We start from the raw sequence: 24,081 nt of genomic DNA on the forward strand, positions 1-24,081 counted from the left end.
CTTTACAGTGGTGCTGTGTTCGGGGCAGAGATCGTGCTTCGCTGCGCCGGACGCACCGCGCGGCGGCGGCCTCCGCCTTCCGGTCGCACCTAGCGATTCGAATGCCCTACCACCGTTAGGAAGGCCGGCAATCCCCAGGCACGAGGCCGCCGCCGCGTCTCTTCAGCTGACCGCGATGCGCGGGTCGGCCATGGACTGCAGAATATCCGCAGCGGTGTTGGCAACCACGTAGACCGCCCCGAGGACCAGGGTCACTCCGGCCACCGCCGGAAAGTCGGCCACGTTGAGGCTTGCTCCCAGGTATGAGCCCATTCCGCCCCAGCTGAAGACCTCCTCCACCACGAGCACCCCGCCGAGCATGAATCCCAGCTGCAGCGCGCCCATCGACAGGGCGGCGTTGACCGAGTTCCGCAGCACGTGCCGAAACAGCACGGAAGTGCCGCGCATGCCCTTGGCATCAGCGGTGCGGATGTAGTCCTGGCCGTAGGTCTCCATCAGCGAGGACCGCAGCACACGGCCGATCGCCAGAGCCGGCGCCAGGGCCAGTGCGACGGCGGGCATCACCATGTGGTGCAGCGCCTCCGTCAGCAGGTCGAACTGCCCGGTGACGAGGGCGTCCACGGTGTAGAACCCGGTGGGCCCGTCGGGACTGGTGCCCCGCCCCCGGGAGGGGAAGAGCCCGAAGTTCCGGTAGAAGATGATCAGTCCCAGAATGCCCACCAGGAAGGTGGGGATGGTGGAGCCGACAAAGAGGATCCCGCGGAAGACCGAGGCCCCCGGCCAGCGCAGCATCGAGGAGACCGCGAAGACCACACCGAGGATCAGGGCGAGCACGAAGCCGAAGAGGACCAGCTCCAGGGTCGCGGGCATGTAGGCCATCAGGTCCTCCATCACCGGCCGGCGGGTGCGGAAGGACAGGCCGAGGTCCCCCACCAGCAGGCCGCCCAGGAAGCTGACGTAGCGAACGAGCATCGGGTCATCAAGGCCGAAGCGCTCCCGGGCCGCGGCGATCGCCTCCGGGGAGGCGGTGGCGCCGATGGTCGCAGCCACCGGGTCCTGCCCGGAGATCTCCTGGAGGATGAACATCACAGTGGCCAGCACCCAGAGCAGGCCGATGAGCGAGGCTGTTCGGATGAGAATGAAGCGGAGCCGTGCGGGCATCGGACTTACCTCCTGTTCGCCAGACGGTTGCGGACGCCGTCGCCGGCGAGGTTAGAGATGAGGCTCAGCAGGGCCACGCAGGCGCCGGGGATCACTGGAACCCACCAGGCGTTGAGGATCTCCACCATGCCCCGGGAAGTATCAGCGCCCAGCTCCGGGGCCGGCGACGGCTGCCCCAGCCCCAGGAAGGACAGGGTGGCCAGCACCAGCACCACGTTGCCGATGTCGAGGCTGGCGGTGATGATCGCCGTCGGGATTGTTCCGGGCAGCAGGTGCCGCCGCATGATGCGGAACCATCCCACCCCGGACATGCGCGCAGCCTCGATGTGGGGGCGGGCGGCCAGGGCCCGGACCTCGCTGCGGATGATCCGCGCGTAGTAGGGCCACCACACGATGGTGACCGCGATGAACGTGTTGACCAGCCCCGGGCCGAGAGCTGCGGCGACCGCCACCGCCACGATCATCGAGGGCAGGGCCAGGAAGACCTCGGTGAACCGCATCAGCACCGTGTCCACCCAGCCGCCGTACATCCCGGCGACCAGCCCCACGATCATCCCGATCACCAATCCGACGACGGTGACGATGATGGCCAGCAGCCAGGAGGTCCGCAGCCCCAGCAGAGACCGGGAGAGCAGGTCACGGCCGAGCATGTCGGTGCCCAGCAGGTGGCCGTCGCTGAACCACGGCTGACGGGGCGCGCCCACCGGCTGGACGGGGTCGTGGGGGGCCAGCCACGGGGCGGCGAGCGCAACGGCTGTCATGATCACCAGCAGGCTGATGAAGGTCCAGTCGACGGCGGCCCCACGGCTGTGCCACCAGGCGGCAGGGCTCATCCGGCCCAGCAGCCGGAACCTCGGCTCGGGGGCGGCGGGTCCGCCGGGGTCTGTCCCGGCGGGGGTGGTGACGGGCGGTGATACTGTCATCGGTCAGTCCCCTCCTCCTTGAAGCAGGCCACAGAATGCCGGAGCACCCGGGGCACTGCGGTGCTCAGCGCGATCAGGTTGGCCTCCTGGTCCTTGGGCAGCGGGCCGTCGCCGGCTCCTTCGGGCCGCTCGAAGGTGTGCCCCTCGGGCGGGCCGGCGCCTTCGTCCGCAGCCGCGGCCTCCCCGGGGCGGCGCCGCGGGTCCGGCACGGCGGCGAGCAGCTGCCGGGTGTAGGGGTGGCGGGCGTCGTCGATGATGTCGTCAGCGGGTCCGAGCTCCACCACCCGGCCTCGGTGCATCACTGCGATCCGGTCGCTGACCATGCGCGCGACGGCGAGATCGTGGGTGACGAAGACCACGGCGATGCTCAGGTCGGTGCGCAGCTGATTGATCAGGGCGAGGACCTCGGCGGCCACGGAGACGTCCAGGGCCGAGGTCGGCTCGTCGCAGAGCAGCACCTTGGGCGGGACGATGGTGGCACGGGCAAGCACCACCCGCTGCCGCTGCCCGCCGGAGAGCTCCCCGGCCTTGGCGCGCAGCACGGACAGCGGCAGTCCCACCCGTTCGATGATGCTGGCGATCCGCTCGCTGCGCTCGGCACGGGACACCCCGGCGTCGAACCTCTCCGAGAGCATCTCCTCGACGGTCAGCCACGGGGTCAGGGAGGACCCGGCGTCCTGGAAGACCATCTGGACCTCCGGACTGGTGGGGCCGGTGATCCTGCCGGAGTCGATCTTCTTCTGCAGGCGCCCCACCGCCCGCAGCATGGTTGACTTTCCGGAGCCGGACTCCCCCACCACTGCGATGGACTCGCCCGGCTGGACGTAGAGGGTGACGCCGCGCAGGGCCCGCAGCGGGGTGCGGCGGCCCTTCTCGTCCCGGACGGTGAAGGTGCACTCGATGTCGTCGGCGGCGATCAGCGGCTCCCCCTCAAGGTCTCGGCCGGGAGCAGGGGGCGGGCCGGGCACGTCCAGGGAGAGACGGGCGGAGAGCAGCCGCTTGGTGTAGTCGTCCTGCGGGGCGGTGAGCACCTGCCGGCTGGGGCCCTGCTCGACGATCTCCCCCGCGTTCATCACCACGATCCGGTCGGCGATCTGCCCAGCGACGCCGAGGTCGTGGGTGATCATCAGGATGCTGCATCCCAGCCGCTCCTGCATCTGCTTCAGCAGGGCGAGGACCTGCGCCTGCACGGTGACGTCCAGGGCGGTGGTGGGCTCGTCGGCGATGATCAGCTCGGGGTCCCCGGCCACTGCCATGGCGATCATCGCTCGCTGCCGCTGCCCGCCGGAGAGCTCGTGCGGATAGGACTTGTACCGGCGGCGAGGCTCGGGGATGCCGACGGCCTCCATCAGGCGGATGGACTCCTCAGCGGAGCCGGACTTCTCGGTGATCTGGGTGCCGACGTGCATGGTGGGGTTCAGCGAGGTCATCGGGTCCTGGAAGACCACCCCGATCCGGCGGCGGCGCAGATCACGCAGGTCCCGGGGGCTGATGCTGGCCATATCGTGCCCGGAGACCCTGATCCCGCCCTCAGTCTGGGGGCGGGACGACTCCGGCAGCAGATTGAGCATCGACATCGACATCACGGACTTGCCGGAGCCGGATTCGCCGACGACGCCGACGATCTCCCCCCTGCCGACCTCCAGGTCGATTCCCCTGAGGATCGGGGAGCGCACCCCGTTGCGCTCCAGGCTGATGCGCACATCCTTCAGGCTGGCCACCGGCCCCGTCTCTGCGGCGGCCGCGGCGGGCTTCTCCTTCAGCGCTGTCATACGCTCTCTTCCTCGTTCTTCTTCACGGATCGCTGCTCAGCAGCACGGTGTTCGGCGTCTCGGCGCTGGATGGTCTCGGCGGCGACGTTCTCCTCCACGCGCCGCTGCCGGGAGGGCGCGGTGAGCATCAGCAGCCCGGCTGCGACGACGCAGAGCCCGGCTGCGCCCAGCCAGAGCACGGAGGCGCCGAATGCCTCGAGCACGAAGCCGCCGAGGACCGGGCCGATCACCATCGCCAGCGACTTGTGCATGGAGAAGATGCCCTGGTACCTCCCGCGGCGAGCGGGCTCGGCGAGGTCTGCGGCCAGGGACTGGGCCTGCGGGTGGGAGCCCATCTCCCCCAGGGTCCAGATCGCCACGGCGATGAAATAGACGACCAGGGTGGTCGCCGCGGCCTGCAGCCCCACCCCTGCTGCGGTGACCAGGATGAACAGGGCCACGCACAGGTTCCTCGGGATGCGGCCGAAGATCCTCGCGGTGGGGATCTGCAGGATGCACAGGAGCACGCCGTTGAGCGTCAGCAGCATCCCGTAGGCCGAGGAGGGGAAACCCTGATCGGCCATCACCAGCGGAAGGGTGGTGGTCGACTGCACGTAGACGATCGAGTAGATCAGCATCACCAGCCCGAAGGTGACGAAGGTCCGGTCCCTCAGCACCTGGCGCAGCCCGCCCTTGTCGGGCTTGCCGAGCCGACGCCGCAGGCCCTTCCCCGCCGCGGCCGAAGCCCTGACAGCTCCCGCGGCGTCGGAGTCGGGAACCTTGACGACCACCACAGCCATTGAGGCGGTGAGCATCAGGGCCTGGCCGTAGAAGATCAGCTCGAAGCGGGTGTCGGCCATGAAGCCGGCCATCAGCGGGCCGATCGCGTAGCCGAGGTTCACCGCCCAGTAGTTGTAGTTGAAGGCCAGGCGCCGGTGCGCCGGCTCCACCAGGTCCCCGATCATGGTGGCGATCACCGGGTAGGAGCAGCCGTTGAACAGCCCATAGAGCGCCAGCAGGCCCGAGATGACGAGCTGGTCCTGCGCTGCCGGGATGAACACCAGGACCACGACGGAGAGCAGCTGGCTGCCCACCAGGGTGACCTTCCGGCCGATCCGGTCGGCGAGGACCCCGCCGACCAGCCCGGAGACCACCACGCCGACCCCGAATGCTGCGACCACCATCCCCGCCGAGCCGGCGGTGAGCCCCACCTGGGAGGTGAGGAAGATAGTCATGAACGGGACCACGAAATGGCCCACCATGATGATCAGCCGAGCCAGCCAGAGCCACCAGAAAGGACCGGGCAGGTCCCTCAGGCGGCTCCGGCCGGTCTCGGCAAACCGCGGAGATGAGCTGGTCAATGCTGTGCCGACTAGTCTTCGACGGAGAGGCGGGCGAAGTCCACAGTCGCCGGCGCGGCGATGCTGTGAGCCTCCTCGACCCCGGCGATCCAGGGCTGGAACACCATGAAGTCGTTGACCCAGGCGAAGGTCGGCGAGCAGCCGTAGTCGTAGGCGGCGTCGCCTGCCTCGTTGAAGGTCTCGGCGTCGTCGGTGACCAGGGCCTCGTCGAGCAGCTCGTCGATCTCGTCGTCGTAGCACTGCAGGTGGTTCAGGCCGCCGGCCTCGCCCCAGAAGATGTGACCGTGCATGTAGGGGTTGTTGGAGTCAGGCCAGGTGCCCGAGTAGACGAAGGCGTCCGGGGATGAGGTGGGGTCCTCGTAGAAGTCGCTGAAGACCTCGGAGGACTGATGGGAGGTCACCGTGGCGTTGAGCCCCAGGCCCTGCAGGTCTGCGGCGACCAGGTTGGCGATCTGCTCCGAGTCGGTGGAGGCGGACATGTGTCCGATGGTGATGTCCTCACCCTCGTTCTCAGCGGCCCATTCAGCCAGGGCGTCCGAGTCGTGGACCAGGTCGCGGTCCTCGTAGTCGGGGAGGCCGCCCTGCGGGAAGTGACCGGTGGCGGGGTCCGCGCTGTGGCCGATGATGTTCTCCACGTATGAGTTCCAGTCGAGCCCCTCGAAGAGGGTGACACGATCCTCGGCGTCGGCCAGGATGTCCCGGTTGGGGTTCATCAGGAAGTTCGAGAGCTGGTAGGAGGGCAGCGCGAAGGCCGAGAGCGCCTCGTCCTCGACGTAGTCCTCACGGGATGAGGAGGGGACGCCCTGCAGCAGCGCGTGCAGGTCGCCCTGCTCCAGCTCCAGCTGCATCGCAGAGATCTCGGTGTAGACCGGCAGGTCGATGGTGTGGAAGTCGGGGTCTGCCAGGTCCTCGTCCCAGTAGTCCTCGAAGGCTTCCATGGTGTACCCGTCTCCGACGGAGGCCTCGGTGAGCGTGTAGGGCCCGGTGCCGGCGGAGTTCTCAGCGATGTAGTCCTCAGCGTTGTCGTCGCTGTGCTCCTCGATGATGTCCGGGCTGATCATCCGGGGCCCGTAGGGGGAGGCGAGGTAGTCCATGAATGCTGAGTTGGACTCCTCCAGCACCAGGGTGACGGTGTAGTCGTCCTCAACCTGCACGTCCACGCCGTCCACCATGTACGAGGGGCCTGCGTCGACGTCGAGGCGGCGTTGGAAGGAGGCTTCGACAGCCTCAGCGTTGAACTCGGCGCCGTCGTGGAAGGTCACTCCCTCGCGCAGCTGGAGGGTGAACTCGGTGAAGTCGTCGTTGATCTCCCAGTCCTCGGCCAGCAGCGGGACCACGTTGGCCTCATCGTGGTTGCCGGGCTCGTAGCGGACGAGGCCCTCGTAGAGGTTGGTGGTCAGCGCCAGGCCGTTGCCGGAGTAGTAGACGTCCGGGTCCGGCGGCTGACCGATGTCATCAAGCACTCCCAGCCGCAGCACGCCGTCGTCGGGGGCGTCCTGGGAGGCCTGGTCGGTGTCGCCCTCCGCGGACTCCGGGTCCTCATCGGTCTCGCCGCCGTTGCCGCAGGCCGACAGGGTCAGCGCGGCGATGGACAGCACGCTGAGAGCCTTGACCGTGCCGGGCAGGCGTCGTCGCAGCGGGTTGTCATCCTCAGGGGTGAACGATGCGTTCTTCATGGTCTCTTCCTTCACAGGTGCGGTGATGCGGATGCTTCAAACGGTGATCGTCGTCGCGCTCATCGGGCGCGGAAGGTGCGGTTCCTCTCCTTTCCCTGGCTGTCCAGCCCCTCGCCGAGCGCGTAGGGATGCATATAGTTCGGCTCGGTGAGCCCCTGCCGGCGCATCGCGATGCCGGTCATGGCCTCGCGGATGGCGCGGTTGGCCAGCAGCGCGGTGATCTCTCCCTTGTCGTCATACGGCGGGGAGACCTCCACCACGTCCATTCCGACGACGCCGACCTCCGCGCAGAGCCGGCGCACCGCGGTGAGGACGTCCGTGCTGGTCAGCCCGCCGGGCTCAGGGGTTCCGGTGCCGGGGGCAAAGGCGGGGTCGGCGACGTCGATGTCCAGGGAGAGGTAGAGGTGGTCGGCCTGGTCGAGGGCCTCATCCACTGCCCGCTCAAGCACCTCGTAGAAGCCGCGGTGGTTGATCTCGGCCATGAAGTGGGTGCGCATGTCCTGCTCGTCCATCCAGTCGAGCGTCTCCTGGTCCGGCCAGTAGCCGCGCAGCCCCACCTGCACAAAGTTCTTGCCGGGCACGGCGCCGGACTCGATGAGCTTGCGCATCGGAGTGCCGTGCGAGGCCAGGGAGCCGGGCATGTCGGTGCCGGTGTCCGCGTGGGCGTCGAAGTGGACGATGCCGACCTTGCCGTAGCCGTAGTGGTCGGCCACCGCAGTGGCTGCGGGCCAGGTGATGGCGTGGTCGCCGCCCATGATGATCGGGATCGTCCCCGAGTCGACGATGGTTCCGACGAACTTCCGGATCTCCTCAAAGGTGCCCGGAGTGTTGCCCAGCATGATGGGCGCGTCCCCGTAGTCGCACATCTTCAGCTCAGCGAAGGCGTCCACGTGGGTGTCCAGGGAGAAGTGCGGACGCGGCCCGTAGCCGCCCTTGTAGTCGCAGGAGCGGATGACCATCGGACCATGGTTGGTGCCGCTGCGGCCGCCCGCGGTGGAGTCCCAGGGCACCCCGCAGACGGCGACGTCGACCTCCGCGGCCTTCAGGTCCTCCGGGGTCAGGGCCACAGGGAGCTTGGCGAAGGTCTGGATGCCGGCGAAGCCGCCCTCGCGCTGACGGTTGACGTGCAGCAGTCCGGGCTTGCGGTCCACGTTGTAGCTGTCCACGGCGCCGTGGCCCTCGAGCCCCTCGCCGAGGCGGCGAGGCTGCTCCCAGAACCCCTCGGGCCAGACGTCGTGATGGTGGTCGTGGCTGTGGTCGTCTCCCACGGGCGGGGGCCTCCATATCGTGCGGTGATTCCGGCTGGACGCCGGAGTGCTGTTGGACATTAAGACTGAGCTTGGCGAAACGTTTCGTCAATGGCTTTCACAGGATGTTTACAAGGCTTTTACAGGGCGGCTTCAGCGTCACGTCGTCGTAACCTGTCCTCCTCATAGCGCTGCCCGAGACGGCGTCGCCGTGCAGGCGCGGTGACCGCCAGGAGCACGGCGGCGAGCAGGCAGACCCCGCCCGCGCCGATCCAGAGCGCCTGGTGGCCGAAGCCGTCGAGCACCGCCCCGCCGAGGATGGGACCCAGCACCATCGCGATCGAGTGGTTCAGGGAGTACACACCCTGGTACCGGCCGCGCTGGGCATGGTCCGCCAGGTCGGCGGCCACAGACTGTGCCTGAGGGTGGGAGCCCATCTCCCCCAGCGTCCACACCGCCACCACGGCGAAGTAGAAGAGCAGGGTGGCTGCGGCGGCCTGGAGGCCGACGCCGAGCCCGGTCACGAGGATCGCCACCACGATCACGGCGTCGCGGCCGTACCGGTTCAGCCATTTGGCAGTGGGGATCTGCAGGGCGCACAGCAGCAGGCCGTTGAGGGTCAGGAGGTACCCGTAGGCGGCTGAGGAGAAGCCCTGGTCCGTCATCACCAGCGGCAGGGTGGTCATCGACTGCACGTAGACGATCGAGTACAGCAGCATCACGCACGCGAAGGTCATGAAGACCCCGTCGGTGAGCACGCTGAGGATGCTGCCCCCGCCCCGCTGGGTGATCGGCGGCGATGACTGAATCGATTCGGCAAGGTTGTTGGCCGGCGCACGGCGCCGGAGAAGGCGACGACGCCGCAGGGCGCGGGCCGGGGCGCGGGATTCCGGAACCTTGGCGATGACGATGCCGGTGGCGATGAGCAGCAGCACCGCCTGGCCGAAGAACACCAGGACGAACGTGCGGTCGGCCATGAACCCGGCAATGAGCGGACCGATGGCGTACCCCAGGTTCACGGCCCAGAAGTTGTAGTTGTAGGCGGTGCGGCGGTGCTTGGGCTCGACCATGTCGCCGACCATCGTCACCATCACCGGCTGGGCGGCGCCGTTGAACAGCCCGTAGACGAAGAGCAGGCTGCAGATCAGCAGCGCCCCCTCAGCGAAGGGGATGATCACCACCGTGGCGGCTGAGAGCAGCAGGCTGCCCAGCAGGGTGCGCTTGCGTCCGAGTCTGTCGGCGAGGACCCCGCCGGTCATCGCCGAGACCACCACCCCCAGCCCGTACCCGGAGACCACCAGACCCGCAGTGGAGGCCGAGAGCCCGACGTCGCGGGTCAGGAAGATGGTCATGAACGGGACCACGAAACGGCCCACCCAGATCACCAGCTCAGCGAACCACAGCCACCAGTAGGCGGCGGGGAGGTCCTTCAGCCTGGTGTGCTGGACCTCATGAGCGGGGGGCTTTCCCACGGGGCGGCTCCTCGAGAGTGCGGGCGATGTGCCCCTCAGCCTGCGGGTGACGAAACGTTTCGTCAAGCGTGCGCGAGGAACCCTGAAAGGATTTAACGCAGTGTTTACCGCGGCAGGCGGACGGACGCCGGGACCAGAGTGCCGCCAGGGGCTCGGCCGGGGGCGGGGCCGGCCTCCAGCCTCTCGATGAGCCGCTCAGCGCAGGCCGCGCCCAGCGCCCGGGCGGGCAGGTCCACGTACCCGACCTCCGGCGTCTCCGAGAGCACCCCGTCGACGTCGGGCCCCGCGCTGGCGAAGCGGACCTCCCGCCCCGGCATGGCCTCCAGAAGCAGCTCCCGGCCGGCCAGCACCCCGTAGGGGCTGGAGACGAGCATGAAGTCGGCATCGCCGTGAGCCTCGAGCAGTTGTCGGATGACCTGGCGAAAACCGTCCTTGTCGTCCCAGCCGCCGAATCGCACGTACCCGTGGGCAGGCTCCACACCCAGGTCAGCGGCCCAGGCCTCGAAGACCTCACGCAGCAGATTGCCCCACCCGGAGTGCTCGTCCGGGGCCACCAGCAGCGGCCGGCTCACACCCCGCTCCTCCTCTGCGGCCAGAAGCTCGTTGACTGCCCTGCGGTGATCCACGGCGACGACTTCGCACTCGGGCAGGCCCGGAGGCAGGTGCTCGCCGGCGACGACCGGCAGCGGCGAGAGCATCAGCTCGCGCGCGCGCAGGTCGTCGCTGAGCGGGTCCACCACAATCACCCCGTCCACTCGGGGAGCGGTGCTGCGGGGCACCTGGGTGTTGGCGGAGAGGATGGAGACGTCATAGTCGTGGCGCTGCCCCACCTCCAGCACCCCGGCGAAGAACTGGCGGAAATATGGCTTGTCGAGCTGCTCGGTGGGTGACTGACGGTGCAGGCCGATGGTGCGGGTCCGCCCGGTGCGCAGCCCGGAGGCGAGCGCGTTGGCCACGTACCCCAGCTCAGAGGCGACGTCGGCGACCTTCCGACGGGTCTCCTCGGTGATCCGTCCGCGGCCGGAGAGGGCATCCGAGGCGGTTCCCACCGAAACGCCGGCCTGCTCGGCCACGTCCTTCAGCCGCACGCGGCGAGGCTGGCGGGAGTCAGGCATGGGGCCAACTATAAGCCGACGCCCAGATCACACGGACGGGCCGTCCACGATCCGGACAGCGCCATTCACGCTGCTCCCTTCAGGAGATGGGCTTCACGGCGCGGATGCGGTACTGCATCTGGACCCGGTGGCCGGGGGCCACACCGTACTCCTGGTCGGCCTCCTTCAGCTCAGGCAGCTCCTCCGCAGTGACCTCGGCGAAGCCTGCGGCGCGGATCCGGTCAGCGAAGGCTCCGATCGAGCCGGCCTCGGCCAGCGGCAGGTCCTGCTCCTGGCCCTGGTAGGCCCGGCGGAAGTCCTGCCCGCGCGCGCCGGAATGATCCTCCTCATGCTCATGGGCGATCAGCCCCTCGGGGAACCAGAGGGAGTCGACGGCGACGAGGACGCCGCCGGGCTTGAGGATGCGCAGCCACTCGGCGAGCGCCTGGTCCGGCGTCCGCAGCGTCCAGAGAACATAGCGGGCTGTGAGCGCGTCGAAGGCGGCGTCGTCGAACTGGGGCCCGGCGGCGTCGCCGAATCCGAACATCGGGTTGGCGGAGTAGCCGGAGCGGCGTCGCGCCTCGGCGAGCATCCCTTCTGCGAGGTCGATGCCGGTGACTCTGTGTCCCATCCCGGCGAGCAGGAAGGCGACGGCGCCGGAGCCGGTGCCGAGGTCCAGCACCTGGGAGGGGGGCTGCGGCAGCCCGGCGCTCCAGATCCCCTCCCAGACGGAGGACTCGCCCTCGGCTTCGCGGCGCTGGGCCTGGTATGCCTCGTACTCGCCGGCCCAGCGGGACCAGTACTCGCTGATGCGGCGCTGCTCGTCGCTCTGGGCGGCCACAGGGTCCCCCTTCTCGGCGGGGGTGAGCTTCACGTCCTTGGCGAGCTCGGATGCGTTCTTCATAGGGGCGACTCCTTCGGGGTGCGGCGGAAGAGCAGCTGAGTGGTGGAGTCCTCAGCGGCGACCCGCTCAATGCTGACGTGGTAGACGGGCTCGATGGTGTCTTTGGTGAGGACCTCCTCCGGGCTGCCCTCGGCGTACAGCCGCCCGTGCGAGAGCAGCACGATGCTGTCGCAGTAGCGGGCGGCGAGGTTGAGGTCGTGCAGCACGACGACGGCGGTGATCCCCAGCTCTCTGACCAGGTGGAGGACCTGGTGCTGGTAGCTGATGTCGAGGTGGTTGGTGGGCTCGTCCAGCAGGAGGCATTCGGCCTGCTGAGCCAGCGCTCGGGCGATCAGCACCCGCTGCTTCTCACCTCCGGAGAGTCCGCTGAACTCGCGGTCGGCCAGATGCAGCAGGCCCACACGTTCCAGAGCGTCGGCGGCGAGGCGCTCGTCCTCGGGCCCCTGCCGGCTGAACATTCCGAGGTGCGGGGTGCGGCCGAGCAGCACGATGTCCGCCACGGAGAGCATCAGGTCGCTGGGGGGCTCCTGCACGACGACGGCGACCCGCTGGGCCAGCCTCTTCGGGGGGATCCGGCGCACGTCCTCGCCGTTGAGCTCGACTCTGCCGGCGTCGGGCGCCAGCGCCCCGTAGAGGGCGCGCAGCAGGGTGGTCTTCCCACTGCCGTTGGGGCCGGTCAGCCCCACCACCTCGCCCTTTCCGGCCCGCAGGGACACCCCGTGCAGGACGGGCCTGTCCCTGTAAGAATGGGTGAGCTCGAAAGCCTCCAGCATCAGTCCTCCTCCTGCTGGAAGCGTTCTGAGATCTGCTCCAGTCCGTCCACCGCGAGAGGGGTGGCCGGCTCGGTGAAGTTGAAGAGCTGAGCGTGGATCTCGCCCTCCTGCACCGCTGTCATCGTTTCGGCGCCGGGAATCTCAGTGATGGCCTCCTCCACGCCGTCGGCGTCGCCCTGATAGAGGAGGATGAGCACGTCCGGGTCCCGGTCCACGAGCTCTTCGACCTGGACTTCGAAGACGCGCTCGTCGGCGTCGGCGAAGACGTTCTCGAACCCGGCGGCCTCCAGCTGGGGCTGTGCCATGGAGCGGCTCCCGTAGGCGTAGGAGCTGCCGCCGCCGACGCCCGGGTAGAGGACCGCTGCGGTGCGGTCCTCATCCTCAGCGTTCTCGGCGACGGCGTCCGTCCGGGCCTCCAGCTCGGCGATGAGGTCCTCGGCGGCCCCCTGCTCGCCGAAGATCTCACCGTAGGTCTCAATCTCCGCGTAGAGCGCGTCGTAGGAGGCCTCAGCAGCGGGCTCGGGGCAGTAGAGCTCCTGGATGAGCATGCTGACCCCGGCCGGCTCGAGGCCCTCCCGCTCCACACCGTCGGGCTGGCCGAGTGCGAGGTCCGGCTCGTGGGCCACGACCTCCTCCTGGGAGATCATCAGGTGCCCGGAGGCGTCGAGGTCTTCGGAGAGGGACTCGATCTCCTGGACCTGACGGTGGAGCTCGTCGTCGTAGTACTCCGCGGGGAAGTCTCCGGCGCGGGCGACCACCCGGTCCATCAGGCCCAGGCTGTCCAGGATGGTCACAGGGGCGGTCTCCAGGAGGATGATCCGTTCGGGCTCCTCGTCAAAGGTGACCTCCTGCCCGCAGTTCTCGATGGTCAGCGGGTAGTGGTGGCCGGCGCCTTCCCGGTTCTCCTCTTCGGGGGATGCGGCACCGTCACCGCCGCAGGCGGTCAGGGCGAGGACGGCGATGCCGACGGCGAGCGCTCGGCCTGATCTGGGCCCGGGGAGGGTGCGATGCATGAAGGGTCCTCTCAGCTCACAGCGTGCGCGCATACATGCGGCGGATCAGGATCAGCAGGAAGGGGGCGCCCACCAGGGCGGTGATGATGCCGATCGGCAGCTCGCGGGGCTGCATGAGCACCCGGGCCCCTGCGTCGGCCCAGATCAGCAGGATCGCGCCCAGCAGCGCCACCACCGGGATGAGACGGCCGTGGGCTGCTCCGACCAGGCGGCGCCCGAGGTGCGGGACCACCAGCCCGACGAATCCGACGGCGCCGGCGGCCGCGACCACTGCACCGGTGCAGAGTGAGACCACGGTGAGCAGCTGCACTCGGGCCGCCACCGGAGGGACCCCCAGGGCCCGGGCGGTCTCGTCCCCGATGGACAGCGCATCCAGCCGACGGGACCACAGGACGAGGAGCGCGGTGCTGGTCAGGGCAACGGCGAGGACCAGCACCAGGAAGGCGTCCCAGCGGGCCAGCGCGAGGGATCCCAGCAGCCAGAACATCACTGAGCGGGAGCCTTCAGCGTTGTCTGAGGCGAAGATGAGGAAGCTGGTGGCGGCTGAGAGCGCGTAGCCGACGGCGATGCCGGCCAGCAGCAGGCGGATCGAGGTGACCTGCCCGTTGGCCCGGGCGAGGAAGAACACCAGCAGGGAGGCGCCCAACGCGCCGACGAACGCGCTCAGGGGAAGAGCGTACTGCCCTGCTCCGGCGGCGAAGCCGAAGAGGATGGAGGCCGCCGCCCCGGTGGAGGCGCCCCCTGAGATTCCGAGGATGTAGGGGTCGGCGAGGATGTTGCGGACCATGCCCTGCAGAGCCGCGCCGCAGATCGCCAGGCCAGCGCCGACCGCCAGGCCCAGCAGCACCCGGGGCACACGCATCTCCCAGACGATGGAGCGCTCGGAGTCGGTCCAGGTCTGCTCCACGGGAAGGCCGAGGCTGTGCCCGATGATGCCCAGCACGGTGGAGGGGGCGATGCTCACCGGACCGATGCCCACGCACAGGGCGACGGTGATGCAGAGGAAGGCTGCGAGCCCGACTGTCCAGAGAGCGGCCCGGCGGCGCGCGCCGCTGGCGAGGCCCTCGTTCGACGGGGCCCCGAGACTCTGAGATTCGGCTTTCTGCAACATTGTTGCATCAAGCCTAAGGCCATCCGATTACGGCACTGTTTCACTGGCGAAACGTTTCGTCAAGGCTTCCGGCTTCTGGCTGGTGAGCCGGTATCTGAACCTGGACACCAAGCAGACCTTCGCCTCCTGGACCGTGATGCAGACCCTGCTGGCGGGCACAGCGTTCGCCGTGATTCTGCCGGTCTCCCTCGTCCTCTGAGGAAAAACCGCGCGCCGCCGAAAGGTCCGTCCGGGGCGGACCTGCCATCGTCCAGCCATTGCTCAGGCCTCCTGCCTAGCGTAGGCGAATGGGTGCATCGATGAAGGTCAAAGGTTCTGCAGCAGTGATCACCGGGGCATCGTCAGGCATCGGCCGGGCCGCAGCACTGCGGTTCGCCAAGGCGGGTGCCGATGTCGTTCTCGCCGCCCGGCGGGAAGAGGCGCTGAAAGAGGTCGCCGACGAATGCCGTGAGCATGGCGTGCGTGCCCTGGTGGTCCCCCTGGACGTCACCGATGCCGAGGCCGTCCAGGCGCTGGGCGACCATGCGGCGGAAGCCTTCGGGCGCATCGACATCTGGGTCAACAACGCCGCCGTCTCACTGTTCGGCTCACTGAGCAGCACCCCCGCAGAGGATTTCCGCCGGGTCCTGGACGTCAACATCATGGGCTATGTGAACGGCGCCCGCGCCGCGCTGAAGCACTTCCGTCCCCAAAGGCGAGGCGTGCTCATCAATGTCTCTTCGGTGGTGGGCGAGGTCCCGCAGCCCTTCACAGCCTCCTACTCCATCTCCAAGGCCGGCATCAACGCGCTCTCGGCCAGTATCCGCTCCGAGCTGCTCCTGGAGAAGCTCGAGGGCGTCCATGTAGTCACCGTGCTGCCCCCGACCGTTGACACTCCCCTGTTCGGCCAGGTGGCCAACTACACAGGACGCCGCGTAGTGCCCATGCCTCCGGTCTACTCGCCCCAGCGCGTGGCCGACACCATCCTGATGGGCGCCAAGAAGCCCCGGCATGAGATGCCCGTCGGCCAGGCGGCCCGTCAGATGATCGCGCAGCACCGGGCGTCCCCCGCCACGACGGAGAAGCTGATGGCAGCGCAGGTGGACAAAAAGCACCTCTCCCGCAAGGAGCCCTCCCCCGCAACCAAGGGCAACCTCTACGAATCCGCGCCGCTCGAGACTGCTGAAGTCCAGGGCGGCTGGGGCGGCCGCAGGCGACAGGCCAAACGGCGTGCCCTGACCGGAGCGGTCCTGGCCGGAGGCACAGTGGTCGCCGTGCCCGTGGCGGCGGCGGCCGGCAAGGCGGCTGCGGCCGCGCTGAGAGCCGCGTCCCTCAGCGGCAGTCGGAGCAGAGGCCGGTGAGGGTGGACTGGTGGAGGTCCAGCTGAAAGCCGGCTGCGGCGTCCACCGCCTCGACGGCGGTGGCGAAGCTCTCCGGAGGCAGGGCGACGACGGCTTGGCAGCCGCGGCAGTGCCCGTGCAGGTGGGTTGAGGTGGCCAGGTGGTACGACGCAGCCTCCCCGGCCAGCTGCCGGACAGCCACAATGCCCAGCTCAGCGAAGCGCTCCAACGCCCGGTAGGCCGTGGTGCGGTGGACGCCCCGGTCGGTCAGCCGCTCAGCGACCTCATCGGCGGAGAGATGGCGATGATGCTCCTCCAGCACCTGGAGGACAGCCCGCCGGGCAGCGGTGGCCCGCTCCCCCTGACGCCGCAGCTCCTCCAGGGCAGCCTCGACCAGCTCACCCCCCTCCCCGCGGTGGTGATGATGGTGGGCGTGCCCGCTCATCCGTTCGCCGCCCGGGACCGAAGCGGGTTCAGCACAGCCTCGGCCGCCCAAGCGGCGGCGTCGGCGATGTCCGCCGGAGACATCCCGAACTCCCGCTGCAGGGCGGCCCAGGCCCCCGCCGAATCCAAATGGCAGAGCGCTGCCAGGGTCTGCTGCCGCTCGCGCGCGCCCATATCCGGGATCTCGGCGGCCAGCAGCTGCTCCAGGTGCGCCCGCGACGGCACCGGGTCGGCGCCGTCGGGCCCGCGCATCATCGTTTCGGCCACCAGGAACGCCAGCTCGGGCCGCTGGCTGTAGGCGGACATCGTCTGCCGCAGAGCCAGGGGCAGGTCGAAGATCGAGTCGTAGCTGGGGCGCACGAAGACCGCTTGGTCTGCCCAGGTCACCGCCCCCAGCAGCAGCTCGGATCGGGTGCCGTAGTGCCGGAATATGGTCCGCTCCCCCACCCCGGCGCGCCGGGCGATCAGCTTCAGGGAGACATCATCGGTGCCGAGCTCCTCGATCAGCTCCACATAGGCGGCGAGGATCTCCGCGGAGGTGCGGGACAGCCCCAGCCGCTCAACGATCACCTCAGCCTCGAGTGCCTGCCCGATCATCGCTGCATCACCGCCTCGCTCCCGTTCACTGCCCAGCGCCCGCCAGCGCCTGCTGAGGCCAGGTTCCCTCCGGAGCGGCGGCGAGCACCTGCCCAGCCGCGGTGCGGAAGCTGGCCGCAGCGTCTTCGGCGCTCATTCCGAAGGCCGCCCGGCAGCGGGCCCAGAACTGGGCGGACGCGAAGTAGCACAGCGCCGAGGCGGTGCGGCGCCGGTCCCGACCGTTGAGCCCCGGCGCTGACTCCTCGAGCAGCGCTCCCACCGCCGCGGAGAAGAAGGATCCCGCTCCGCCGGCCGGGGATTCCGCACCCACCGGGGAGAGGGAGGCTGAGCGAGCAAGGATGACCGCCTCAGCCGGGTGCTGCGCGAAGGCTGCGAAGCGTGCCGCCACCGCGTCGTAGAGTCCCTCCCAGCTGGTGAACGCGGCCGGGGCGAAGAGGCGCGACTCCAGGTCGAGCGCCACCCGGACCAGCAGGTGCGCGCGGGTGGGGAAGTGCCGGTAGACGGTGCGCTCGGAGACGCCGACGGCGGAGCCGAGGTCCTTGTAGGTGATCTCGTCGAACCCGATCCGGCCCAGCTGGGCCGCGGCGGCGGCGACGATGGCGGATGCAGTGTCAGCGGCGTCGCTCATCGGTCTCCGTCTCGTTCTCCGGGGGCAGCAGGTACTGTTCGGAGCCGGCCAGGGTCAGTGCCAGGGATGAGACGTACTGAGTCTCCCCCAGCGGTCCGCGCTCAGCGGAGGCCAGCATGTCGGGGCGCTCAAAAGTGTAGCCGGTCACATGGCAGCGCAGCCTCTCGGCCGACGGGTTTCCGTCCTCGTCATACATGCGCAGGCCGATGCCGTCGTGGCGGCGCCGCAGATAGTACTTCCCGCGGGTGGCCAAAGCTGTCAGCGGGGTCAGCAGCGCCGCAGTGCCGATGGCGATCAGAATCGCGAAGGGCTGCACCGCCGCGCCGAAGAGCCCGAAGAACGCGGCCAGGGACAGCACCGAGGCGGCGCTGACGGACACGAGGCCCACGGGGTTCCAGCTGTGCAGCATCCCGCGGCGGAACTCCGGCCGCATCGGGGAGATCCCCAGCAGGTACTTGTTGAAGACGATGTCCGCGGAGATGGTCACCAGCCAGGACATCACGAAGTTCGCGTACAGGCTGAGCACGAAGTACATCAGCCCGAAGACGTCCATCATCATCAGGCAGTAGGCGATCACCAGATTGAACAGCACGAACACGCTGCGGCCCGGGTACCGGCGGGTCACCCGGGTGTAGGCGTTGAGCCAGGCCAGGGAGCCGGAATATCCGTTGGTGACGTTGATCTTCACCTGGGCGATCACGATCAGGGTCAGCGCCAGGGTGACGGCGAGCCAGTCGGGCATCAGCTGCTCATAGATCCCGAGGAACTGGACCACCGGCTCCGCGGCCCGCTCCCCCAGGCCCGGGTCGATCTTCACCAGCACGTAGACCGCCAGCAGCACGCCGAGCACCTGCTTGGTCCCGGAGAAGATCACCCACCCAGGGCCTGCCAGCAGCATCGAGGCCCACCAGACCCGCCGGTTGGCGCGGGTGCGCGGAGGCATGAACCGGATGTAGTCCAGCTGCTCAGCCAGCTGCGGGGTCAGCGCGAAGCAGACGGCCGCGGAGGCCACCACCGCCCCGATCTCCAGCTGCCCGGACCCCTCGCCCTCGAACGTCAGGAAGGCCTCCACGACCGCCGGCTCGGTCAGCGCCACCCAGATCAGAGGCAGCAGCGCCAGCACCAGCCACAGCGGGGTCGTCCAGAACTGCAGCCGCTCCAGGGCCCGCATCCCGTAGATGACGATGGGGATGACCACCACGGTGGAGAGCAGGTAGCCCAGCGGCAGCGGGATGCCGACCCCCGCATAGAGCCCCTGCGCCATGATCGCGCCCTCGAGGGCGAAGAAGATGCAGGTGAACCCTCCGAAGATCACCGTGGTGATCACAGAGCCGTGATACCCGAAGCCGGAGCCGCGGGTGAGCAGGTCCACATCCAGGTTGAACCGGGCTGCGTAGTAGGCGATCGGCAGCCCGACGGCGAAGATGATCGCCGAGGCCAGCGCGATGCCGGCCACCGCGTTCAGGGTGCCGTGCTCCAGGCCGACGGTCGCCCCCATGGAGAAGTCGGCGAGGAACGCCATCGACCCCAAAGCGGCACCGCCGACCGCGGGCGCGGACCAGCGCCGGAAGGTGCGCGGAACATAGCGGAAGGCGTAGTCCTCAAGACTGTCCTCCGCCGCTCGTCGTGCACGCGAGGCGTCCGGCATGCAATGAATCGTCTCAGATGGCCATCGCGTCGCGGACCTCGTCCTGGGCCGCGCTTCCGCCTTCGCCGGTGCTGGTGACCTGCCCGGAGGCGAGCACGAAGTACTTGGACGCGCTGGCCAGCGCGAAGCCGACGTGCTGGGCGGCGAGCAGCACGGAGAGCCCGTCCTCGGCGGCGAGCCCCGAGATGGTCCGCTCGATCTCTGAGACCACTGAGGGCTGGATCCCTTCAGTGGGCTCGTCGAGGATGAGCATGCTGGGCTCGGTGATCAGGGCGCGGGCGATGGCGAGCTGCTGGCGCTGCCCGCCGGAGAGCAGCCCGGCCTTCTTGTCGATCACCTCGTTGAGCGCGGGGAACCGCTCACGGGCGTGGTCCACCAGCTTCTTCCGCTTGGACCGCGGTTTGCCGTCGGCGACCACTTGGAGGTTCTCCAGGGTGCTCAGCTGCTCGAAGGACTGCTGCCCCTGGGGCACGTAGGCCATCCCCATCCTGACCCGTTTGTTGGGGGCGGTGCGGGTGATGTCCTGACCGTTGAAGGTGATGGTGCCGGCGGTGGGCCGGATGATCCCGACGACGGTGCGCAGCAGGGTGGTCTTGCCGGCTCCGTTGTGGCCCAGGACTGCGGCGATGCCGTTCTCGGCGCTGGTCAGGCTGACCCCGCCGAGCACCCGGGTGCGCTCGTAGCCGGCCTCTACGTTCTTCAGCTCCAGCATCTAAACCTCCTCGGTCCTTCCGGCGAGGGCTGCGGCCTCTTCCGCGTCCTCCTCGGCCATGGATGCGGTGCCGAGGTAGACCTCCTGCACCTTGGGGTCTGCCTGGACCTCAGCCACCGACCCGGCGGAGAGGACCTGGCCCTGGTGGAGCACGGTGACCCGCGAGGCGAAGTTCCTCATGAACTCCATGTCGTGCTCGACGACGACGACGGCGCGGTCCTCCTTCACCCGGTGGAGGAGCTCGCCGGTGGCGTTGCGCTCCTCCAGGCTCATGCCGGCCACGGGCTCGTCCAGCATCAGCACCCGGGCGTCCTGGACGAGCAGCATGCCGATCTCCAGCCACTGCTTCTGCCCGTGGGAGAGGATGCCCGCGGGCTGGTGCATCAGGTGCTCCAGCTGGGTCTGCTCCAGGGCTTCGGCGATACGGCCGTCGAGGCTGCGGCGGGTGCCGAAGAGGGCCCACTTGGAGCGATGCATCCCGACGGCGATGTCCAGGTTCTGCAGCACGGAGAGCTGCTCAAAGACGCTGGCGGTCTGGAAGGTCCGGCCGACGCCGAGGCGGGCCATCTTCTGCACCGGCTTGCCGAGCACCTCATCCTCTCCGAGCCTGACGCTCCCGGTGCCGCGCACCAGCCCGGTGATGGCGTCCACACAGGTGGTCTTGCCCGCGCCGTTGGGGCCGATGAGGAAGTGCACCTCACCGGGGTGCGCTTCGAAGCTGGCGCCGCCGACGGCGGTGAAAGCGCCGAACTTCACCTCAAGCCCGTCGACGCGCAGAGCGGTGGGCTGGCTCATGCTTCGGCCTCCTTCCGAAATCTGCTTCCTGCCCTCTTCCATCTGAAGTACCGGCCCACTGAGGCGATGCCGCCGGGCAGCAGGGCGATCACCAGGATCAGCAGCAGGCCCTGGAAGTAGGACCAGCCGGAGGGGAAGTTCTCCGCGAGCGTGGACTCCGCCCAGGCGACGGCGATCGCGCCGAGCACCGGTCCGAAGAGGGTGGCGCGGCCGCCGATGGCGACGCCGATGACGAACGCGATGGATGGGACCACCCCCAGCTCGGCCGGGGAGATGATGCCGACCAGCGGCACGAACATCGCGCCGGCCACCGAGGCCATCACGGCGGCCACCACAAAGGTGATGGTCTTGATGATGGCGGGGTCGTACCCGAGGAAGCGGACCCGCTCCTCGGCGTCGCGGGTGGCCACCAGAAGCTCGCCGAAGCGGCTGCGCATCAGCCAGTAGGCCACCAGCATCATCACGATCAGCAGGCCGGCGGCGATCATGTAGATCATCTGCCGGTTGGCGGGGTCGTTGATCGCGAACCCGAAGAACGACTGGAACCCGGAGAGGCCGTTGGAGCCGTTGAGGGTGGCCTGCTGGCCCACCAGCAGGGTGACGAACGCGAAGACCATCGCCTGATTCAGGATCGCGAAGTACGCACCCTTGACCCTTCGCTTGAACACCGAGAAGCCCAGTGCGAAGGCCAGCAGAGCAGGCAGCAGCAGGATCAGCAGGATGGTCATCAGGGGCGAGTGGAAGGGCTCCCAGAACCAGGGCAGGTCCACGCCGAAGGTCCCCATGAACTGCGGGGCCTCCTCGCCGCGCAGGGCGGCGTCCTCCAGCGCCATGTGCATGGCCATGCAGTAGGCGCCGATGCCGAAGAACACGCCCTGTCCCAGGGTCAGCATTCCCCCGCGGCCCCAGGCCAGGCCGATGCCGACGGCCACCATGGCGTAGCAGATGAACCGGCCCATCTGACGCAGCTCGAACGGGGTGAGCAGTGCGGGGGCCAGCACCATCAGTCCGAGGGCTATCAGTCCGATGCCGATGTAGGCGGTGCGCGGCCGGGGCACCCCGGGGCTGGAGCCGGCGGCGCTGATCGCGGCCAGCTTCCCCCGCTTGGGGGCTGTTGCGGCGATTGTCATGCGAGGCTCCTTGTCCGGACGCTGAACAGTCCCTGCGGCCTGATCTGGAGGAACGCGACGACGACGATCAGCACGATGAACTTGGCGATGGACGCGGTCGTCGAGTATTCGATGAAGGCCTGGAGGATCCCCAGGCTGAAGGCGGCGATGACCGCGCCCTTGATCTTGCCGATGCCGCCGGCGACCACGACCAGGAACGCGTCCACGATGTAGCTGGTGCCGATGGTCGGGCTGGTCGCCCCGATCAGGGTGACGGTCACACCGGCCACCCCTGCCAGGCCGGAGCCGATGAAGAAGGTGGTCCGGTCGGTCCACCGGGTGGAGATGCCGGAGGTCTCGGCCAGCTTCCGGTTCAGCACCGTGGCACGGATGCGGCGCCCCAGGCTGGTGTATGCCATCAGGGCCGAGAGCCCTGCCACGACGAGGATCACCAGCGCCAGGATGAAGATGCGCGTCCAGGGCACGTTGGTCCCCAGGATCTGCACCGAGCCGGACAGCCAGGCGGGGTTGGCGACCTCCACGGCGGGAGCGCCGAAGATGTCCCGGGCCACCTGCTGCAGGATCAGGCCGACGCCGAAGGTCGCCAGCAGGGTGTCCAGCGGCCGGTGATACATGTGCCGGATCAGGATCTGCTCCAGCAGCACGCCGAAGATGCCTCCGATGAGGAACGCCGCCGGGATCGCGACGATCAGGCTGATGCCCGATCCGAAGAGCCCCTGCATGACGAAGGCCACGTAGGCCCCGATCATGATGAACTCCCCGTGGGCCATGTTGATGACGCCCATCTGGCCGAAGGTCAGCGCCAGGCCGATCGCTGCCAGAAGCAGGATCGACCCGACGCTGATCCCGGCGACGAGCTGTGACAGCACGACGTCCATGGTCAGGGAGTCACTCGTCCTCAGCGTCGTCGTCGGCGTCTTCCTCGGCCTCTTCGGCGAACTCGGCGGCCTCATCATCGTCCGCCCACTCGTAGGTGTCCAGGAACGGGTCGGGCTCGGTGAGCTCGCCCTCCCAGACGGCGTCGATCAGGCCCTCGGAGTTGATGACTCCGATGCGCGGGGTCTTGGTGACGTGCTGCGTCTCGCCGTCGACGGTGACCGTGCCCTCGGGGGCGTCGAAGCTGGTCCCGTCGGCGACATCGCGGATCTCGTCGACGTCGAAGGAGCCGGCCTCCTCGGCCATCGCGGCCCAGAGGAACAGGCTGTTGTAGGAGGACTGCATCACGTCCGAGGTCACGCGGTCCTCGCCGTAGGCCTCCTGGAAGGCCTCCACGAACTCCTCGTTCTCCGGGGTGTCCAGGGTCTGGTAGTAGTTCCAGGAGGTCAGCTGGCCCTCAAGGTTGGAGGCGCCGATCCCGTCGACCTCCTCCTCCGCGATGGAGACGGACATCACCGGCATCTCGTCGGCGTCCAGGCCCAGGGAGTTGTACTGGTTGAAGAAGGCCACGTTGGAGTCGCCGTTCAGGGTGTTGAACACCGCGTCGGCCTCGGATGAGGCCACCTGGTTGGCGATGGTGGTGAAGTCGGTGGAGCCCAGCGGGGTGTAGTCCTCGCCGAGGATCTCGACGCCGTGCTCCTCGGACCACTGCCGGATGATCATGTTGGCGGTGCGCGGGAAGACATAGTCGGAGCCGACCAGGTACAGCGACTCGATCTCCTCCTCCTCGAGCAGGTAGTCCAGCGCCGGGATGATCTGCTGGTTGGTGGTGGCGCCCGAGTAGAAGACGTTGTCCGAAGCCTCGAGGCCCTCGTACTGGGTGGGGTAGAACAGCAGGCCGTTGTTGCCCTCGAAGACCGGCAGCATCGCCTGGCGCGAGGCGGAGGTCCAGCCTCCGAAGACCGCGGCCACGCACTCCTGGGTGAGCAGGTAGTCGGACCGCTCCGAGAAGGTCGCCGGCTCGGACTGGCCGTCCTCCTCGACGATCTCCAGCTCGTAGCCGAGCACGCCGCCGTCCTCGTTGATCTGGTCAGCGGCCATGTGCAGAACGTCGTTCACCGTGGTCTCGGAGATCGCCATGGTCCCGGAGAGAGAGTTGATGAATCCGATCTTGATGGTGTCTCCGTCGGTGTCCACGCAGGACTCCGCGGCGGCCCCGTTTCCGTCGTCGTCGCCGGCGCGGGCTCCGCAGGCCGACAGCAGCAGAGTTCCGGCCGCGCCCAGGGCGGCATATGCTTTGAGGCGGGAGTGACGAGTCTTCTCACTCATTGTTGCTCTCCGATCAGTCAAGAATGCGAGTGGTGCGTCAGCAGCTCCGGGAAGGCCGTGACCCTTCCGCGGGGCTGGCAACAGAGTGCGCCAGTGGCATTACTTTGACGTTGCCCA

General features: G+C 68.6%; 23 protein-coding genes. 2 read left to right on the top strand and 21 right to left on the bottom strand.

Annotated elements, in window-relative coordinates; genetic code table 11:
• Nucleotides 1-162: 162 nt before the first annotated feature.
• The 12 genes from FWJ47_RS11010 to FWJ47_RS11065 form a co-directional block, all read right to left on the bottom strand.
• Nucleotides 163-1,161 carry an ABC transporter permease gene (locus FWJ47_RS11010; RefSeq protein ID WP_147108158.1) on the bottom strand — a complete coding sequence of 333 codons (999 nt, stop codon included), beginning with the start codon at nucleotides 1,159-1,161 and terminating at the stop codon, nucleotides 163-165.
• Nucleotides 1,162-1,166: 5 nt separating this feature from the next.
• The gene (locus FWJ47_RS11015) at nucleotides 1,167-2,084 is read right to left on the bottom strand and encodes an ABC transporter permease (protein ID WP_147108161.1); all 918 of its coding nucleotides are present in this window, start codon (nucleotides 2,082-2,084) and stop codon (nucleotides 1,167-1,169) included.
• Entirely contained in the window at nucleotides 2,081-3,856 is a 1,776-nt protein-coding gene (locus tag FWJ47_RS11020; RefSeq protein WP_147108164.1) for an ATP-binding cassette domain-containing protein, read from the bottom strand. The genes FWJ47_RS11015 and FWJ47_RS11020 overlap by 4 nt, the downstream gene beginning before the upstream one ends.
• Entirely contained in the window at nucleotides 3,853-5,196 is a 1,344-nt protein-coding gene (locus tag FWJ47_RS11025; protein WP_147108167.1) for an MDR family MFS transporter, read from the bottom strand. The genes FWJ47_RS11020 and FWJ47_RS11025 overlap by 4 nt, the downstream gene beginning before the upstream one ends.
• A gap of 11 nt (nucleotides 5,197-5,207) precedes the next feature.
• A complete protein-coding gene (locus tag FWJ47_RS11030) occupies nucleotides 5,208-6,872 on the bottom strand; it encodes an ABC transporter substrate-binding protein (protein ID WP_147108170.1) in 1,665 nt (554 codons plus the stop codon).
• A gap of 59 nt (nucleotides 6,873-6,931) precedes the next feature.
• Nucleotides 6,932-8,140, bottom strand: coding sequence for an agmatinase (gene speB / locus FWJ47_RS11035; protein WP_246126277.1), 1,209 nt, complete (start codon nucleotides 8,138-8,140; stop codon nucleotides 6,932-6,934).
• 119 nt (nucleotides 8,141-8,259) lie between these two features.
• Nucleotides 8,260-9,591, bottom strand: coding sequence for an MDR family MFS transporter (locus FWJ47_RS11040; RefSeq protein WP_170228565.1), 1,332 nt, complete (start codon nucleotides 9,589-9,591; stop codon nucleotides 8,260-8,262).
• 104 nt (nucleotides 9,592-9,695) lie between these two features.
• Entirely contained in the window at nucleotides 9,696-10,706 is a 1,011-nt protein-coding gene (locus tag FWJ47_RS11045) for a LacI family DNA-binding transcriptional regulator (RefSeq protein WP_147108179.1), read from the bottom strand.
• 79 nt (nucleotides 10,707-10,785) lie between these two features.
• Complete coding sequence (locus FWJ47_RS11050) at nucleotides 10,786-11,589, bottom strand: class I SAM-dependent methyltransferase (protein ID WP_147108184.1); 804 nt, start codon at nucleotides 11,587-11,589, stop codon at nucleotides 10,786-10,788.
• Nucleotides 11,586-12,362 carry an ABC transporter ATP-binding protein gene (locus tag FWJ47_RS11055; protein WP_147108188.1) on the bottom strand — a complete coding sequence of 259 codons (777 nt, stop codon included), beginning with the start codon at nucleotides 12,360-12,362 and terminating at the stop codon, nucleotides 11,586-11,588. Before FWJ47_RS11055 ends, FWJ47_RS11050 begins: the two co-directional genes overlap by 4 nt.
• Entirely contained in the window at nucleotides 12,362-13,375 is a 1,014-nt protein-coding gene (locus FWJ47_RS11060) for an ABC transporter substrate-binding protein (protein ID WP_147108191.1), read from the bottom strand. The genes FWJ47_RS11055 and FWJ47_RS11060 overlap by 1 nt, the downstream gene beginning before the upstream one ends.
• Nucleotides 13,376-13,391: 16 nt before the next feature.
• A complete protein-coding gene (locus FWJ47_RS11065) occupies nucleotides 13,392-14,486 on the bottom strand; it encodes a FecCD family ABC transporter permease (protein ID WP_147108196.1) in 1,095 nt (364 codons plus the stop codon).
• A 43-nt stretch (nucleotides 14,487-14,529) separates the two neighbouring features.
• Here FWJ47_RS11065 and FWJ47_RS12310 point away from each other — a divergent pair, with 43 nt between their 5' ends.
• Nucleotides 14,530-14,685 carry a GntT/GntP/DsdX family permease gene (locus FWJ47_RS12310; RefSeq protein WP_281289265.1) on the top strand — a complete coding sequence of 52 codons (156 nt, stop codon included), beginning with the start codon at nucleotides 14,530-14,532 and terminating at the stop codon, nucleotides 14,683-14,685.
• An 88-nt stretch (nucleotides 14,686-14,773) separates the two neighbouring features.
• Nucleotides 14,774-15,826: an SDR family oxidoreductase gene (locus FWJ47_RS11075; protein WP_246126280.1), complete on the top strand. Its 1,053-nt coding sequence runs from the start codon at nucleotides 14,774-14,776 to the stop codon at nucleotides 15,824-15,826.
• Here the strand turns inward: FWJ47_RS11075 and FWJ47_RS11080 are convergent.
• From FWJ47_RS11080 to urtA, 9 genes are read right to left on the bottom strand one after another with little or no spacing between them, the layout of a single operon-like run.
• A complete protein-coding gene (locus tag FWJ47_RS11080; protein WP_147108201.1) occupies nucleotides 15,798-16,250 on the bottom strand; it encodes a Fur family transcriptional regulator in 453 nt (150 codons plus the stop codon). The genes FWJ47_RS11075 and FWJ47_RS11080 overlap by 29 nt on opposite strands.
• Nucleotides 16,247-16,846 (bottom strand): TetR/AcrR family transcriptional regulator, encoded by a 600-nt coding sequence (locus FWJ47_RS11085; protein WP_147108205.1) that lies wholly within the window; start codon nucleotides 16,844-16,846, stop codon nucleotides 16,247-16,249. The genes FWJ47_RS11080 and FWJ47_RS11085 overlap by 4 nt, the downstream gene beginning before the upstream one ends.
• A 25-nt stretch (nucleotides 16,847-16,871) precedes the next feature.
• The gene (locus FWJ47_RS11090) at nucleotides 16,872-17,474 is read right to left on the bottom strand and encodes a TetR/AcrR family transcriptional regulator (RefSeq protein ID WP_147108208.1); all 603 of its coding nucleotides are present in this window, start codon (nucleotides 17,472-17,474) and stop codon (nucleotides 16,872-16,874) included.
• The gene (locus tag FWJ47_RS11095) at nucleotides 17,458-19,122 is read right to left on the bottom strand and encodes a purine-cytosine permease family protein (RefSeq protein ID WP_147108211.1); all 1,665 of its coding nucleotides are present in this window, start codon (nucleotides 19,120-19,122) and stop codon (nucleotides 17,458-17,460) included. Before FWJ47_RS11095 ends, FWJ47_RS11090 begins: the two co-directional genes overlap by 17 nt.
• Before the next feature lie 13 nt (nucleotides 19,123-19,135).
• Nucleotides 19,136-19,834 (bottom strand): ATP-binding cassette domain-containing protein, encoded by a 699-nt coding sequence (locus FWJ47_RS11100; RefSeq protein WP_147108214.1) that lies wholly within the window; start codon nucleotides 19,832-19,834, stop codon nucleotides 19,136-19,138.
• The gene (urtD, locus tag FWJ47_RS11105) at nucleotides 19,835-20,629 is read right to left on the bottom strand and encodes an urea ABC transporter ATP-binding protein UrtD (RefSeq protein ID WP_147108217.1); all 795 of its coding nucleotides are present in this window, start codon (nucleotides 20,627-20,629) and stop codon (nucleotides 19,835-19,837) included.
• The gene (gene urtC, locus FWJ47_RS11110) at nucleotides 20,626-21,759 is read right to left on the bottom strand and encodes an urea ABC transporter permease subunit UrtC (protein ID WP_211359002.1); all 1,134 of its coding nucleotides are present in this window, start codon (nucleotides 21,757-21,759) and stop codon (nucleotides 20,626-20,628) included. The genes urtD and urtC overlap by 4 nt, the downstream gene beginning before the upstream one ends.
• Nucleotides 21,756-22,637: an urea ABC transporter permease subunit UrtB gene (gene urtB / locus FWJ47_RS11115; protein WP_147108220.1), complete on the bottom strand. Its 882-nt coding sequence runs from the start codon at nucleotides 22,635-22,637 to the stop codon at nucleotides 21,756-21,758. The genes urtC and urtB overlap by 4 nt, the downstream gene beginning before the upstream one ends.
• Before the next feature lie 10 nt (nucleotides 22,638-22,647).
• A complete protein-coding gene (urtA, locus tag FWJ47_RS11120; RefSeq protein WP_147108223.1) occupies nucleotides 22,648-23,964 on the bottom strand; it encodes an urea ABC transporter substrate-binding protein in 1,317 nt (438 codons plus the stop codon).
• Between the last annotated feature and the right edge of the window lie 117 nt (nucleotides 23,965-24,081).

Origin of the sequence: Nesterenkonia populi, assembly GCF_007994735.1 — a bacterium.
Lineage (GTDB): Bacteria > Actinomycetota > Actinomycetes > Actinomycetales > Micrococcaceae > Nesterenkonia > Nesterenkonia populi.